We start from the raw sequence: 13,529 nt of genomic DNA on the forward strand, positions 1-13,529 counted from the left end.
CCGTGCGGCGTCGACTCAGTCGGTGAGGTAGGCGACCATCGCGTCGATGAGGCCCCGCTTCGCGTCGTCGAGGTCGCCATATGTACCCAGAAATCGCTCCGACGAGATTCCGCGCATGGCGGCCGGAATGAGCGCAGCCATCCGGCGGATCCGGACCCTTTCGATGTTGAGGTCGGCGAACGCGCGGTGGCACGCCTGTTCCCAATCCGGCTTCCACGAGGCCAGTTCCGTAGCGGTCAAGGGGAATTCGCGTTCCAGCTCGGCGTGGTCACGAGGTAGCGCCGCACGCAGGGTCTCGATTGCCAGGGCCTCTGGAGTCGTCAGACCCACGTACATGCCGTCGATCAGGGCTTCCACCCGCTCGGCGAGCGTGCCGCCGGGCGCAAGATTGGCGGGCAGGTCACCACGCTGCTCGGCCGTGTGTCGCAACACCGCGGCCCACAGACCATCGATGTCGCCGAACTGATACTTGACGACGCCCCAGGTGGCGCCGATGTCGCGAGCAATGCGATTCCCCGACACCGCCGCCGGGTCACCCGTCGCCAACGAGGCGATCGCCGCCTTGATCATGCTCTCGCGCGTCGCGAGCCCACGTTTGTTGGCCCGACGCGTGTTGGTGGTGGCCTGGCTCATGGCCTCGATGCTAGCCCGACAACCAGGCGGGACGCCAGTTTTCACAGAGGGATCTTGCACTATTTCACAGAGGGTTCTATGGTTCGTGTAGAACAGCCCTCAACTGCCCCTTCACTGACAGAGGACCGATGGCACAGACCCCACTGTCGATGCACCCGACCGGATGGTTCCAGGTCGCCTGGTCATCCGAGATCACCTCGCGCGATGTCCACAAGATGAAGTACTTCGGACGGGAAATGGTTGCCTGGCGGTCGGCGTCGGGGAACCTGTCGGTGTTCGACGCCTACTGCGAACACCTCGGCGCACACCTCGGCTACGGCGGCCATGTCGAGGGCGAGAACCTGGTCTGCCCGTTTCATGGCTGGGAGTGGAATGCCCAGGGACGCAATGTGTGTGTCCCGTACGAGAACCATCCGAACAAAGTGCGACGCATCCGCAGTTATCCGGTCGTCGAACGCAATGAGGCCGTGTGGATCTGGTACGACGTCAACCAGCGCGAACCGTACTTCGAGGTGCCGGACATGTTCACCGGTTTCGGCGACGACCCAGCCGACGCCGACAACTACTACCCTCCTGTACCGGCGGCCACCTTGTTCCGGCAGGGACTCGAGTTGCATCCCCAGTACGTCATGGAGAACGGCGTCGACTTCGCGCACTTCAAGTTCGTGCACGAGACACCGTTCATGCCCGAGTTCACCCGCCATGACTTCGAGGGCCCCGTCTCCTACGTGGACTTCACGATCGCATTCGAGGAGGGTGTCACGCTCGAAACCGCAACCAGCGGAGTCTATTCGATCAATGCAGGTCTGGGCTGCTCGATCACCAAGTCCTGGGGGATGATCGAGAATCGCACCATGCCCGCGGTCACCCCGGTCGACGACGCCACCTGCGACGTCCGATTCACGGTGTGGATCGGACGCAAGCCGGGCGACGACAGTCCCGAGATGAGCCGCTACGGAAAGACCATGGCCGACCTCGTCATCGAGCAGTTCGACCGGGACGTCGAGATCTGGTCGCATCAGCGCTACTCCGACCCGCCCGCACTGTCTCGCCGAGAGCTCAAAGGGTTCAAGGCATTACGAGAATGGGCGGTTCAGTTCTATCCCGACGGCGGACCCGCCGGCGTCGACCCGACTCGGCCGGAGAGTGGCGCCATCATCCCCCGGCACCCGTCCGCTGTCGCCAGAACCGCCTGACACCAGACATTTTCACAACTCAGAAGGGCAGCACACACATGAGTTCCGACAAGATCCGCGTCTTTCAGGTCGCCACCGGCAATCTCGGCACCGAGATGATCGGGCGCATCCAGAATCACCCCGACCTCGAACTGGTCGGCCTGCACTGCTACACCGCGGACAAGATCGGGCGCGATGCAGGCGAGATCGTCGGCATCGATCCGGTCGGAGTCAAGGCCACCGGGACCGTCGAGGATATCCTCGCCGCGCAGCCCGATGTCCTGACCTTCCACGGCGTCTTCCCCGACGAGAGCCTGTACGAGAAGGTCCTGGAGGCCGGCATCAACGTCGTCACCACCGCCGACTGGATCACCGGATTCCATCGGGACAACAACTGGCAGCACCCGTCCGGCCGCAAGGTCAGCGAGATTCTCGAATCCGCTTGTCAGCGAGGAAACTCCACGTTCTACGGAACCGGCATGAATCCCGGTCTCAATCAGATCCTGGGCATCGTGCACACCGCCGACGTGGCCGACATCCAGAACGTCACAGTGACCGAATCGGTCGACGTCTCCTGCCACCACTCGGTGGACACCTGGAAGGCCGTCGGTTACGGACGTCCCGTCGACGACCCGACCATTCCCGACTCGCTCTACAAGTACACCGCCGTGTTCGCCGATTCGGTCTACCTGATGGCGGACGCGTTTGGCCTTGAACTCGACGAGGTGACCTTCAGCTACGAACTCGGTGCCTGCACAAAGGATGTCGACCTCGGCTGGTACTTCATGCCCAAGGGCTCCCTCGGCGCCAACTACATCAAGTACCAGGGCATGGTCGACGGTGTGCCGCGCATCGAGAACCATCTCGAATGGCAGATGACACCGCACACCGATCCGTCCTGGGATATCAAGGCGTGCTACATCACCCAGGTCACCGGCGACCCGAGCATCTACAGCAAGCACATGATCTTCCCCAAGCCCGGGTTCGATCTGTCCAAGCCGGAGAACTTCGCGTCGATCGGCATGACGGTGACGGGATTGCCTGCGCTGAACTCGATTCGTTCGGTGGTCGACGCACGACCGGGCATCATCACCAGTGCCGATCTTCCCTTGCGCGCCTTTGCCGGACGATTCTCGATCTGAGGACCACTCAAGCGTCGAAGATCAGTCGCGCCGCGGTCCGGATCGTCTCGCTGATGTCGGCCACGTCTCCCGACCCGGCCGTGAGATCGATCAGGCACGTTGTGAGCACGTAGCCGAGGACGGTTGCCCGATGGTCGGTGTCCTGCCAGTCCTGGTTGGACAACGCTGCGCGGACCAAACTGATGAACAGCGGTTTCCACAATCCGATACCACCACCGCCCGTGGCGTTGGTGTGGATCGAGTTCAAGCCTGCCCCAAGTAGATTCAAGTCCTCGGCGGCCCAGCCGATGATCTCTCCGAACGCCGACGCGATCCTGCCACCTTCTGGAATGTCGTCGGCAAACTGCAGCTCCTCCAAGCGGGTCAGCGTCTGTAACGCCCACTCGGCCATGAGTTGTTGCGCCAGGCCGTCTTTGGAGCCGAAGTACCGGTAGATCGTGACCGGTGTGGTGTTCGCTGCCGCTGCGACCGCCCGGATCGTGAGCCCTTGATAGCCCTGGGCAGACGCCAACCGACGCGCTTCGTCGATGATCTCGTCGCGCCGTGCGCGCTCGTCGGCAGTGAAGGACCGGACGACGGTGATCGAGTCGCGTGAGGACTCGAGGCGGGAGCGTATGTCGTCAGCAGCCATGCGCACCATCGTAGTCCGTCGTCGCACATGTGGTATAACATGTTACATCACACGTTACCACAGTTCGAGGAGTGCCGATGATCCAGGCAAGCGAACTCTTCTCCGACGAGGTTCTGCAAGACCCGTACCCGACCTTCGACCGGCTGCTCGCCGACGGAAACGTCCACTACCTCGCCGATCAGCAGCTCTACGTCGTCCTCGGCTTCGACGCCATTCGCGAGGTCCTTGCCGACCCCGCCACATACTCCAGCAATCTCGTGGCCCTGCTGACCACGGGCGCCGAGTCCGCCGAACTGCAGGTCGCCGATACCGGCGGGGTGGATGTCTTGGCCACCTCCGACCCACCCACGCACACGACGCACCGGGCGCTGGTGCAGCCTCGCTTCTCTCAACGCGCGGTGCGCGACTTGCAGAGCGACATCGACGCCCTGCTCGAGCCACGCATCAAGCAGCTGGTCGCCGACGGTGGTGGCGACTGGATGCGTTCGATCGCCACGACGGTGCCCGTGCGCGTCATCGGCTACATCCTGGGCCTGCCGGAGGACGACTTCGACCAGCTCGCCGCATGGTCCGACGACGCCATCGCCCTGGTCTCGGGAGTCGCCACGCCGGAGCGGATCGGCGAGGCCATGATGAGGGTGATCGAGTTCAGTGCGTACCTCGGCAAACACCTGGATGCAGCCGTCGAGATCAGGACCGGTGCGATGCTCGACATCATCGCCGACGCCGTCGCCGACGGAACCCTCACGCGCGATCAAGGCACGATGTTCCTGGTCCAGTTGGTCACGGCGGGAGCCGAATCCACCACCAGCCTGCTCGGCACGTGCGCGCGGCTGGTCGCGTCGGACGCCTCGGTCCAAGCAGAGCTGCGCGCCGACCCCGGGCGCATCCCGGCGCTCGTCGAAGAGGCGGTTCGTCTAGAGAGCCCCTTCCGCGGACACTTCCGAACCACCACGTGCGCAACCACACTCGACGGAGTCGACATCGAGGAGGGCGCGCGGCTGATGCTCCTGTGGGGCGCCTCCAACCGCGACTCCTCCACCTTCGATCATCCCGCAGAGATCAACTTCGACCGCCCGCAACCACGTTTGCATCACAGCTTCGGTCGCGGCATCCACTTCTGCATAGGCGCGCATCTGGCGCGGCTCGAGGCCTGTCGCGCAATCGAATTGCTCCTGGCGGCCACCAGCGACGTGCGCATGTCGACCGGTGTGGTCCGCTACGTACCCAGTCTGGTGGTCCGGCGGCTGGCCGAGCTCGAACTCTCCGTGTCGTGATCCGAGGAGCGCGATAGCACCCCGCTGGTCGAGCCGACACCGAGCCCCAGGCGAGGCGTCGTGTCGAGACGGTGAGACAACGATGTTCTCTCACCGGGGCTTCGCGGCTCGCAAGCTCGCACCTCAGCCAGCGGTAGGCCTCAACCGGCGCGTGATGCTCGGCCAGTTCTTTCGCGACTAACCGGCGCGCCCAGCGCCGGACCCAACCAGCGTTTGACATAGGCGCGCAACTCATCCGAGGTCCGTGGCGGATCCGAAGGGTACTGCACGAAGGACATGAACGAGCGCAACATGAACTCCGCCAGTCCTTCCAGTTCGTCGTCGAGCCCGATCTCGACCCAGTCGATCGGAAAGCGTTGCAACACAGACTTTCCGAAGGACATGGCCCGCGACGACGTCGCACCGCGACTGAAGACCTCGGTCTCTCCGGCCTGCAGCAGCAGACCGATATAGCGCTCGGTGGGCAGCGCTTCCAGGGTGTAGACAACCGCCTCGGCCACCGCGTCGCTCGGATCGGTGATTCCGGAGACATGGTCGGCCAGCCGATCGAGGAACTGGTCGGTTCCCGCCTCGCCGACCGCCGACAGCAGGTCCGCAGTGGTCGGGAACAGCCGATACACCGTCTGCCTGGTGACCCCGAGTTCGTTCGCGACGTCGGCGAGTGTCGTCTTGGTGGGGCCGTAACGATCGACGCATCGCATGGCGGCTTCGACGGTCCGTGTCCTCGCCTCGTCCTCGTCACGGGGCAGCTTGCCGCCCCACCCGCGCGTTCTCACCCCTTCATCCTGTCAGAAGACCGCGCTGGGAAGCCGCGGCGTCGGTCCGCCGGCTGGCGACCACGGCCGGGAACACCAAGGTCACCCCGATCATCACCAGGCCGATCACCTGGACGACCGCATAGAAGGGCACGCGACCCTCGTGCACGTCATTGCCGATCACCATCGCCACGAAGGCCACAACGTAGATCCCGGCGCAGACGGCCGTCACCGTCTCAACTCTCAGCGGCCTCGCCGAGCGCAAGGCTCGCACCGCCACCGCGAGATAGACCACGTACAGCACCACGACGACGGGCCACTGTCGTCCGCCGACGTAGGTGGCGACGACGATCGGCAGATGCAGGAATGGCCCGATCAGGTTGACGACGACGGCAATGCCCACCGGTGCGACGATCAGCACCGAGGCATGGGCCTGCGCGCCGCCCACCGATGCACGACGGGTCAACCGTGGCAGGAGACGCAGAAGAAGGTAGAAGATCAGCGCATCCCACGTCATCTGCCACCACATGTCGACCAGCGGCCAGCCAAGCCACAGTTGGTAGAGGTCCCACTGGTGCCACGTCCACCACACCACGTGACGAAGGTTGCCCTCGATGATGTAGGGCGCATCGAGGAAACTCATGATCAGTCCGCCGACAATGGCTCTCTGCCAGAGTGATTCGATGCCGAGCGCCTCCACGAGCTTGTACCCGAGAAACAGCATGACCGGGTAGAAGAATGGCACATACAGCGGCATCAGCGTGCTATCGGAGAAGCCGGGCACCCAGCGCCAGTCGAGCATCACCGCGAACGTGCCCTGGGTGTAGCTGTGGTGAACCACCATGCCCCACAGTTCCAGCAGAAGGCCATACACGAAGGCAGCCACCATCAACACCGCATATTCCGGCCGTCCATCGCGATATCGGCGCCGGCTGTAGACCGCCGCGATCACCGCGATCGTCAGGTAGACGACGTCGAGCAGATTCTGATACCAGAGGATGTCGGAAGGATTGTGGATCACGAACATCGCCGATCACTTCCCGACCAGTTGTGACAGGTCCGCGCCCGGCGGGTCCTGCAGTGGGTCAAGAGGTTCGGGTAGTCGAGTCCGACGCAGCGCAAGCCGAACTCCGAAGATCGCCAGTCGCGCCAGTACTTTCGGATTGCGCATCATGTCCGCCAAGGACTCTTCGATGTTGAACACACGAGCGAAGTGTTCTTCGACGACGGAGTCCTCCGCAGCCGCACGCATGATGAAACTGAATGCCGGCCAACTCATTCGGCCGGTCAGTGCGCGACGACGCGATGACTCGATCGCGAGGGTACCCTCTGCGTGATCGTAACCGCGGTCACGCGCGGTCGCCAGACTCCACGGGATCTTGAGGTAGTCTCGCTGCCTGGTCAGGAACTCCGCACTCACCTCATCGAGTTCCGTTGTGCTGCGAATGCACTCGTCCAGAATGGTGGCCGTTACCGCGGCCGCGCTCATCCCCTGGCCGTAGAGGGGGTTGAACGCGCAGATCGAGTCACCGACCGGGACAAGGCTGCGGGGCGGATCGGCCATGAGATCGTAACGCCGCCATTTGTTCCCGGTCGACTTCGTCACGTAGACCTCGGACGTAGGCTCGGCCTGCTTGATCGCATTCGGAAAAGCCGGCGCGCGAACGCGTTCCGCACGGGATTCGAAATCCTCGACGGTTCGGGGCATGTCGAGTCCCCACGATCCCATGAACACGATCCAGCGATCGTCCTCGATCGGGAAGATCGTCGACAGGTAATCGTGCTCGAGCGGGTGCGATCCGCGGTCCGCGGTTGGCATCACGGCAAGGTGATCCCACCACCACTCACTCGGTCGGTCGTCACCGGTCGGCGCCTGGTACCAGCGCGAGGAGTAGGTCGCCTTGGCATCAAGGGTGTCCACCGGTGGTTGCTCCCAACCTGCGCCGCCAAGCCAGTCGGACACCTTGGACCCCCGACCCAGGGCATCGATGACGAGGTCGGCATCAATGGTGGTGTCGCCGCCGGTGTCGGGTCCGACCCAGCGCACGCCACACACCCGATTCGCAGCACGATCGGTGATCAACCCCTTGGCGATCGCCTGCTCGACAACGATCACATTGGGCAACTCACGCGCCTTGTCGCGCAGAGCGCGCTCCAGCGTGATCCGCGAGGTGTAGAGCATCGTCATCTCGCCGCGCGCCCGGGCCGACCACCCATACGGACCACACGATGCGGTACACAGTGCGGGGTTACGAACCTGTGCGCCAAGGGAACACGCATACTCTTCGACGCCGGGGAAGATCTGCTCGATGGCGCGACGTCCGGCATCGAGCAGGAAATGTGGATGCCGACTCTGCGGAGCACCCCTGCGATGTTCGGCGCCCTCGGGGAGTTCGTCGCGTTCGAGGACGACCACCTCGTCGAAGTGCCTGGCAAGAACACCCGCCGCGCACAATCCGGCCACACTGCCGCCGAGCACCACAGCCCTCGTCGTTTCGCTCATCGCGCCTCCGCAACCGACGGTCATACATTGTATGCTTGACCGTATGATCGATGCGTGTCAGTGTCAAGACACCACAACGAGAGCGCCGTACCCGTGACCACGCACAGCGGGCGTTGGATCCACAAAGGCGCCGGTGCCGCTCATTGTGAGCGGCACCGACGCCTTGCTAGGTCGTCAGCGATTCAGTTGGGCCATCAGAAATTCCAGGCCCGGGAGCAGCGTCTCCAGCATGGGAACGACGTGGTTGACGATCGTCTTGGTCAGGATCGGCGGTGTCGGGTTTGCCACGAAGTGCACATTGGCGCCCTGGGCACGCCAGTCGCGGGCGAGTTGCGCGACCTGTCCGTACGGGATCACGTCGTCGGCAACCCCGCCTTCGAGGAAGACCGGCGCGTTCGGCTTGTAGCGCCCGATGCGCTGTTCGCCGACCACCTTCTGCACGTCCGGATAGCGGTTGATGAGCGCCGACAAGGTCTCGCCCGAGCGCGTCCAATTCTGGGTGCGCTGGAAGGCGAAGCTCAGGATGATGTCGCCGATGCACTGCTGCGAGATCTTGTGCAGCGCACCCTTACCCGCGGCATTGGTCTCGCGCTGCACCACACGATCCACGTTCGGATAGCGCGCCATCAACCCGTTGATGGCAAAGCCGATCGCGCCGGCGATCGTGGAGCCGTCGATAGCCGGGATCACCTTGGCCAGGTCGGCCGGCGGAGCACCGGCATAGGTGCCACGAACATTGAGCTCCGGGGCGTAGGTCGACGCCAGTTCAGCGGCAGACGCGGCTGCGCCGCCACCCTGCGAGTAGCCGGCGAATCCGACCGGCGCATTCGTCGGCGCTCCCGCCAGACGCAGTGCGGCGCGTGCGGCGTCGAGCATCGCGTGGCCGGTCTCGGCCCGGTTGACATATGTGTGGATACCCGGAGTACCCAATCCGATGTAGTCGGTGACGACCACCCGAACACCCTGCAGCAGAAGGTAGTACATCTCCGGAGCGGTGTAGTTGACGCCGATGCTGGGCTTGGTGATGTCCACCGACATCGGGAAGGCCATCATCTTCGACGGTGCGCAATTGTCGGCCTGGCCGACGGTGCCCGGTCCCACCACGACGGTCGGACGGTGCCCCTTACCTCGCCACGGGGCGGTCGGCTCGACCACGGTGCCGGTGACCGCCGCGGGCTTACCGTCCTGGTAGCGCGAGGTGTACATGATCCGCTTGGCGGTACCTGGCCACTGATTGGCCATCCCCGGAATCTGCAGCAGCAACGGACTCGCCTCGCTGCGGATCACCGAACCCGGCGCGTTCGCGAACCGTGCGGGCGGCGTGTAGAAGTCGGTGGCAGCGTCGGCCTGCGGCGTCGCCACCACGAGTCCCGCCCCCACCACGGCACCGACGAGCACAGCGGACGACAGTTTCCGCCGACCATTTCTTGAGAAGATCCCCCTGATTTGTCTCATGAGGAAGTAAGCTACCACACAGTAACTTGGACGCGTGATCGGGGTCATGTCCAGTCTTCGACGCGGGCTCTCCCACGCCCAACTGAAGTCTCTGCCCGGGGACGGGTCCTGAAAAATCTAGCGGAAGAACTTCCTCCCCTAAGTTCAAAGTCCTCCCCTAGAAGTTTCTAGGGGAGGACTCCAAGGGTCGGGGAAGAAACTCCTCCCCTACTTTCTGCGACTGCGTCAGACGAGCAGTTCGGCGATCTGGATCGTGTTGAGCGCGGCACCCTTTCGGAGGTTGTCGCCGGAGATGAACAACGCCAGTCCTCGACCGTCGGGCACACCCGGGTCCTGCCGGATACGACCCACCAGTGAGTTGTCCTTGCCGGCCGCGGCGAGCGGCGTCGGCACGTCGGCCAACTCCACGCCGGCCGCGGCACCGAGGATCTCCTGGGCGCGCGCCACCGAGAGCGGGTTCGCGAACTCGGCGTTGATCGACAGCGAGTGCCCGGTGAACACCGGCACGCGGACACACGTTCCGCTGACCAGAAGCTCGGGCAGACCCAGGATCTTGCGAGATTCGTTGCGCAGCTTCTGATCTTCGTCGGTCTCGCCCGAACCGTCGTCGACGATGGAGCCGGCGAGCGCGATGACGTTGAACGCGATGGGGGCGACGTACTTGTTCGGTGCCGGGAATTCGACCGAACTGCCGTCGTAGACAAGCTTTTCCGCGTCTCCGTCGACAGCGCGCACCTGAGTCGCAAGTTCTTCGACACCCGCAAGTCCACTACCGGATACCGCCTGATAGCTCGACACGATCAGACGCTGCAGGCCCGCCGCGTCGTGCAGGGGCTTGAGCACCGGCATCGCCGCCATCGTGGTGCAGTTCGGGTTGGCGACGATCCCCTTCGGCGGGTTCTTCGCAAGCTCGCCGTTGACCTCCGAAACCACCAGGGGCACATTCGGATCCTTGCGCCAGGCCGAGGAGTTGTCGATGACCGTCACTCCGGCCGCGGCGAACCTCGGTGCCTGCTCACGCGACATCGTCGCACCGGCGGAGAACAAGGCGATGTCGAGACCGCTGGGGTCGGCGGTCGAAGCATCCTCGACCACGATCTCGCCGTCACCCCACGGCAACTTCTTGCCGGCCGACCTCGCCGATGCGAAGAACCGCACCTCGTCAGCGGGAAAGTTGCGCTGCGCCAACAGGGTTCGCATGACGCCGCCTACCTGACCGGTCGCGCCCACCACTCCGATACGTACACCCATCACATCTCCCGTCGCTTCGCTCGCCCCATGACTTACCTCCCTGTTCCCGCGTAGACGACGGCTTCTTCTTCGCCACCGAGATCGAAGGCGGCATGCAGGGCGCGCACCGCGTCGTCGAGTTCGGTGTCGCGACACAGCACCGAGATGCGGATCTCCGAGGTCGAGATGAGTTCGATGTTGATACCGGCCTCGCTCAGCGCCTCACAGAAGGTGGCGGTGACGCCCGGATGCGACTTCATGCCCGCGCCCACCAACGACACCTTGCCGATGTGATCGTCGTAGAGCAGATCGGTGAAGCCGATCTCCTGCTGAAGCTTGGCCAGCTTCTCCATTCCCGTCGGGCCCAGTTCCCGCGGCAACGTGAAGGTGATGTCGGTCTTTCCGGTCTCCACCTTCGAGATGTTCTGCAGCACCATGTCGATGTTGATCTCGGCGTCGGCGACCGCGCGGAACACCTTGGCGGCATAGCCGGGTTTGTCGTCGAGGCCGACGACGGTGATCTTGGCCTCGCTGCGGTCGTGGGCGACTCCGGTCAGAATGGCTTCTTCCACTGGGATGTCCTCCATCGATCCGGTCACCAGGGTGCCGGGTTTGGTCGAGTACGACGAGCGCACGTGAACAGGAACGTTGTAGCGGCGCGCATATTCGACGCACCGGAGCATCAGGACCTTGGCGCCGCACGCTGCGAGTTCGAGCATCTCCTCGAAGGAGACGGTCTCGAGGCGGCGGGCATCCGGAACGATGCGCGGGTCGGCCGAGTACACACCGTCGACGTCGGTGTAGATCTCGCAGACGTCGGCCTCCAGCGCGGCGGCCAGCGCCACAGCGGTCGTATCCGACCCGCCGCGCCCGAGGGTGGTGATGTCCTTGGTGTCCTGAGAGACGCCCTGGAACCCGGCGACCAGCACGATCTTGCCCTCATCGAGTGCGCTGCGGACGCGGCCCGGCGTGACGTCGATGATCTTGGCCTTGCCGTGGCTGCTGGTGGTGATGACGCCGGCCTGCGAACCGGTGAAGGATTGCGCCTGCGCACCCAGCGAACTGATCGCCATCGCGACTAGAGCGTTGGAGATCCGCTCACCCGAGGTGAGCAGCATGTCCATCTCCCGAGGAGGCGGCGTCGGGTTGACCTGCTGGGCCAGGTCGAGCAGTTCGTCGGTGGTGTCGCCCATCGCCGACACGACCACCACGACGTCGTTGCCCTGCTTCTTGGTCTCGACGATGCGCTCGGCGACCCGCCGGATGCGTTCGGCCGTTGCGACCGACGATCCGCCGTACTTTTGCACCACCAGTGCCACGTCGAGTTACCTCCTTGCCGACGGTTGTCGGTCGATCTGCGGCGTTCGCTGACGCAACAACCTTACCGGCGAGCGCGACCACGTCCGATTCGTGGTGACCTGATCCACGTGAGCCGCGCCGAGCGCAGGCCCTACGATCGCTCACGTGGTCACCTCAACCGATGCCGGCAGTGCCGACGACGCGCGTGCGCAGGATGACCGGCCCGACGACCAGGTGAGTTCCTCGCCACACCGGCCATGGCCACTCGGTTCGCCGCACCTGTGGTGGATCGAGGCGGTCGTCGTGTTCCTCGCGGTCCGCGCGATCGGCGTGATCGTGCTGGCCCGGTTCGCCGACCTGAACGGGGGCACCGTCGGCGGGCGTCTGACCGTGTGGGACGGACAGTGGATGCTGGCCATCGCCGAATACGGCTACGGCGGTGTTCCGCTGTCGCTCACCGATGCGCAGGGGGTGCACACCGCCGAAACCGCCTACGCGTTCTTCCCCGGCTATCCGTATCTGGTCGGTGCCATCGCAAAGCTGCCGCTCATCACACCCTTCGGTGCCGCGATCGGCCTCAACCTGATCCTTGGATGCGTGGCAGCCGCCGGAGCAGCACGCCTCGGTGCCGTGTGTGCACGTCAGATGTCGGAGCGCTCACCGATCGGACCGGCCTCGCCGCATGCCACCGGCCTGATCCTCGTCGTGCTGTTCGCCGCTACGCCGATGTCGATCGTGCTGAACATGGCCTACACCGAGACGCTGTTCTGTGCGCTGGCCGTGTGGGCATTGGTCGGGGTGCTCGAGCATCGCTGGCTGCTGGCGGGAGCCATGACTCTCCTCGCCGGAGCGACGCGCCCTACCTCGGTGGTCCTCATCGGCGTAGTCATGCTGGCCGCGATCATCGCCCATCGCGACGGATGGCGGGCGTGGGCGGCGATCGTCCTCAGCCCCCTCGGATACCTCGGTTACCTCGCGATCGTCTGGGGTCAGACCGGCTCCCCCACCGGGTGGTTCCGGGTGCAGAGCGAGGGGTGGGACACCCGGATCGACTGGGGCAGAGCGGCATTCAACTTCGTCAACGCAACCATCGTCGGATCGGGTGAGGTGGCGGCCACCGCGACGGCGTGGGTGATGGTGGCCTCGGTGGTCCTGATGGCCATCGCCTGCTGGTCGCGACTGCCCTGGCCGGTTCTCGTCTACGGCACCCTCGTGGTGGTCTCGATCCTGCTGTCGACGGGGCTCATCATCAGCCGCACCCGCCTGCTGTTGCCGGCATTCGTGCTGCTGATCCCGCTGGCGATGGCGCTCGCGCGAGTGCGGCCGGCCGCGGCCGTCGCGATGCTGGTCCCGGTGGTCGTCGGCAGCTCGTGGTTCGGTGCGCACATGCTGACCGTGTTTCCGTACGCGATCTGAGTCGCAGGCCGGC

General features: G+C 64.6%; 12 protein-coding genes. 4 read left to right on the forward strand and 8 right to left on the reverse strand.

The window, feature by feature from the left end; translation table 11 throughout:
- Positions 1-15: 15 nt before the first annotated feature.
- Positions 16-633: a TetR/AcrR family transcriptional regulator gene (locus ACWDTF_RS08930; protein WP_449754298.1), complete on the reverse strand. Its 618-nt coding sequence runs from the start codon at positions 631-633 to the stop codon at positions 16-18.
- A gap of 128 nt (positions 634-761) precedes the next feature.
- Here ACWDTF_RS08930 and ACWDTF_RS08935 point away from each other — a divergent pair, with 128 nt between their 5' ends.
- Both ACWDTF_RS08935 and ACWDTF_RS08940 read left to right on the forward strand, forming a co-directional pair.
- The gene (locus ACWDTF_RS08935) at positions 762-1,829 is read left to right on the forward strand and encodes a Rieske 2Fe-2S domain-containing protein (protein ID WP_449754299.1); all 1,068 of its coding nucleotides are present in this window, start codon (positions 762-764) and stop codon (positions 1,827-1,829) included.
- A 38-nt stretch (positions 1,830-1,867) separates the two neighbouring features.
- Positions 1,868-2,950, forward strand: a complete 1,083-nt coding sequence (locus tag ACWDTF_RS08940) for an NAD(P)H-dependent amine dehydrogenase family protein (RefSeq protein WP_355278233.1) — start codon at positions 1,868-1,870, stop codon at positions 2,948-2,950.
- 7 nt (positions 2,951-2,957) lie between these two features.
- Here the strand turns inward: ACWDTF_RS08940 and ACWDTF_RS08945 are convergent, their stop codons facing one another.
- Complete coding sequence (locus ACWDTF_RS08945) at positions 2,958-3,581, reverse strand: TetR/AcrR family transcriptional regulator (protein WP_355278230.1); 624 nt, start codon at positions 3,579-3,581, stop codon at positions 2,958-2,960.
- A gap of 77 nt (positions 3,582-3,658) precedes the next feature.
- Here ACWDTF_RS08945 and ACWDTF_RS08950 point away from each other — a divergent pair, with 77 nt between their 5' ends.
- A complete protein-coding gene (locus tag ACWDTF_RS08950; protein ID WP_355278228.1) occupies positions 3,659-4,858 on the forward strand; it encodes a cytochrome P450 in 1,200 nt (399 codons plus the stop codon).
- A 140-nt stretch (positions 4,859-4,998) separates the two neighbouring features.
- Here the strand turns inward: ACWDTF_RS08950 and ACWDTF_RS08955 are convergent, their stop codons facing one another.
- The 6 genes from ACWDTF_RS08955 to ACWDTF_RS08980 all read right to left on the reverse strand — a co-directional run bounded on the left by ACWDTF_RS08955 (position 4,999) and on the right by ACWDTF_RS08980 (position 12,120).
- Complete coding sequence (locus ACWDTF_RS08955) at positions 4,999-5,634, reverse strand: TetR/AcrR family transcriptional regulator (protein WP_240856239.1); 636 nt, start codon at positions 5,632-5,634, stop codon at positions 4,999-5,001.
- Between the two features lie 4 nt (positions 5,635-5,638).
- Complete coding sequence (locus ACWDTF_RS08960) at positions 5,639-6,640, reverse strand: hypothetical protein (protein WP_433257570.1); 1,002 nt, start codon at positions 6,638-6,640, stop codon at positions 5,639-5,641.
- A gap of 6 nt (positions 6,641-6,646) precedes the next feature.
- Positions 6,647-8,116: an NAD(P)/FAD-dependent oxidoreductase gene (locus ACWDTF_RS08965; protein WP_449754300.1), complete on the reverse strand. Its 1,470-nt coding sequence runs from the start codon at positions 8,114-8,116 to the stop codon at positions 6,647-6,649.
- A 174-nt stretch (positions 8,117-8,290) separates the two neighbouring features.
- Positions 8,291-9,571 carry a lipase family protein gene (locus ACWDTF_RS08970; RefSeq protein WP_449754301.1) on the reverse strand — a complete coding sequence of 427 codons (1,281 nt, stop codon included), beginning with the start codon at positions 9,569-9,571 and terminating at the stop codon, positions 8,291-8,293.
- A gap of 225 nt (positions 9,572-9,796) precedes the next feature.
- The gene (locus tag ACWDTF_RS08975; protein WP_240856243.1) at positions 9,797-10,822 is read right to left on the reverse strand and encodes an aspartate-semialdehyde dehydrogenase; all 1,026 of its coding nucleotides are present in this window, start codon (positions 10,820-10,822) and stop codon (positions 9,797-9,799) included.
- Between the two features lie 32 nt (positions 10,823-10,854).
- On the reverse strand, positions 10,855-12,120 hold the full coding sequence (locus tag ACWDTF_RS08980) for an aspartate kinase (protein WP_240856244.1): 1,266 nt from the start codon (positions 12,118-12,120) through the stop codon (positions 10,855-10,857).
- Positions 12,121-12,265: 145 nt separating this feature from the next.
- Here ACWDTF_RS08980 and ACWDTF_RS08985 point away from each other — a divergent pair, with 145 nt between their 5' ends.
- On the forward strand, positions 12,266-13,516 hold the full coding sequence (locus tag ACWDTF_RS08985; RefSeq protein WP_374246098.1) for a hypothetical protein: 1,251 nt from the start codon (positions 12,266-12,268) through the stop codon (positions 13,514-13,516).
- Positions 13,517-13,529 lie beyond the last annotated feature (13 nt).

It is taken from the genome of Gordonia sp. NPDC003422, assembly GCF_053588675.1.

Excerpts from the sequence above, each read along its gene's own strand:
- ACWDTF_RS08960 (WP_433257570.1), bottom strand. The coding sequence starts at position 6,640 with ATGTTCGTGATCCACAATCCTTCCGACATCCTCTGGTATCAGAATCTG.
- ACWDTF_RS08965 (WP_449754300.1), bottom strand. The coding sequence starts at position 8,116 with ATGAGCGAAACGACGAGGGCTGTGGTGCTCGGCGGCAGTGTGGCCGGA.
- ACWDTF_RS08940 (WP_355278233.1), top strand. The coding sequence starts at position 1,868 with ATGAGTTCCGACAAGATCCGCGTCTTTCAGGTCGCCACCGGCAATCTC.
- ACWDTF_RS08975 (WP_240856243.1), bottom strand. The coding sequence starts at position 10,822 with ATGGGTGTACGTATCGGAGTGGTGGGCGCGACCGGTCAGGTAGGCGGC.
- ACWDTF_RS08970 (WP_449754301.1), bottom strand. The coding sequence starts at position 9,571 with ATGAGACAAATCAGGGGGATCTTCTCAAGAAATGGTCGGCGGAAACTG.
- ACWDTF_RS08945 (WP_355278230.1), bottom strand. The coding sequence starts at position 3,581 with ATGGCTGCTGACGACATACGCTCCCGCCTCGAGTCCTCACGCGACTCG.
- ACWDTF_RS08930 (WP_449754298.1), bottom strand. The coding sequence starts at position 633 with ATGAGCCAGGCCACCACCAACACGCGTCGGGCCAACAAACGTGGGCTC.
- ACWDTF_RS08935 (WP_449754299.1), top strand. The coding sequence starts at position 762 with ATGGCACAGACCCCACTGTCGATGCACCCGACCGGATGGTTCCAGGTC.
- ACWDTF_RS08950 (WP_355278228.1), top strand. The coding sequence starts at position 3,659 with ATGATCCAGGCAAGCGAACTCTTCTCCGACGAGGTTCTGCAAGACCCG.